Origin of the sequence: Streptomyces actinomycinicus, assembly GCF_016741775.1 — a bacterium.
GTDB lineage: Bacteria > Actinomycetota > Actinomycetes > Streptomycetales > Streptomycetaceae > Streptomyces > Streptomyces actinomycinicus.
Genome location: NZ_JAERRK010000060.1, coordinates 1 through 1,375, shown reverse-complemented (window position 1 = coordinate 1,375; position 1,375 = coordinate 1). Strand labels below are relative to the sequence as shown.

The following is a 1,375-nucleotide window of genomic DNA, read 5'->3' as shown; positions in this document are numbered from 1 at the left end:
CCTCCACACCGATGTACTCCGCCTGCTCCGGGCGCAGCGTCGTCAGCTTCACGCCGAGCGAGGCCAGGTGGAGACGGGCGACCTTCTCGTCGAGGTGCTTGGGCAGCACGTACACACCGGTCGGGTACGCGTCGGGCTTGGTGAACAGCTCGATCTGGGCCAGCGTCTGGTCCGCGAAGGAGTTCGACATCACGAACGAGGGGTGACCGGTGGCATTGCCCAGGTTCAGCAGACGCCCCTCGGACAGCACGATGATCACCTTGCCGTCCGGGAACCTCCACGTGTGAACCTGCGGCTTCACCTCGTCCTTGACGATCCCCGGGATCTTCGCCAGACCGGCCATGTCGATCTCGTTGTCGAAGTGACCGATGTTCCCCACGATCGCCTGGTGCTTCATCCTGGCCATGTCCGAGGCCATGATGATGTCCTTGTTACCGGTCGTGGTGATGAAGATGTCGGCCGTCTCCACGACCTCGTCCAACGTCGTGACCTGGTAACCGTCCATCGCCGCCTGCAACGCGCAGATCGGGTCGATCTCGGTGACGATCACCCGGGCACCCTGCCCCCGCAGCGACTCCGCACAGCCCTTGCCGACATCACCGTAACCGCACACGACCGCCGTCTTGCCACCGATCAGCACATCCGTGGCCCGGTTGATCCCGTCCACCAGCGAATGCCGGCACCCGTACTTGTTGTCGAACTTCGACTTCGTCACCGCGTCATTGACGTTGATCGCCGGGAACAGCAGCACCCCGTCACGCTGCATCTCGTACAGACGATGCACACCCGTCGTGGTCTCCTCCGTCACACCACGGATCTCCGAAGCCAACCGGGTCCACTTCTGCGAACCCTCACCGATCGTGCGGTGCAGCAGCTCCAGGATCACCCGGTGCTCCTCCGACTCGGCCGTGTCGACCGAAGGAACCTTGCCGTCCTTCTCGTACTCCACACCCTTGTGCACCAAGAGCGTGGCGTCACCACCATCGTCCAGAATCATGTTCGGACCACCCGTGGGCGAGTCCGGCCAGGTCAACGCCTGCTCCGTGCACCACCAGTACTCCTCCAGCGTCTCGCCCTTCCAGGCGAACACCGGAATCCCCCGCGGCTCCTGCGGCGTACCGTCCGGACCCACCGCGATCGCCGCCGCCGCATGATCCTGAGTGGAAAAGATGTTGCAGGACGCCCACCGGACCCGCGCACCCAACGCGGCCAGCGTCTCGATCAGCACCGCCGTCTGCACCGTCATATGCAGCGAACCGGTGATACGCGCGCCGGCCAACGGCTGCGCCTCGGCGTACTCCTTACGGATCGCCATCAGACCGGGCATCTCATGCTCGGCGAGAGTGATCTCCTTACGGCCGAACTCGGCCAGCGA

Annotated in this window: 1 protein-coding gene; it reads right to left on the bottom strand. The window is 64.4% G+C overall.

Annotated features, from left to right (window positions below; translation table 11 throughout):
- Positions 1–1,375 (bottom strand): adenosylhomocysteinase (ahcY, locus tag JK359_RS38455; protein ID WP_201844374.1); only part of this gene is annotated, 1,375 nt, incomplete at both ends.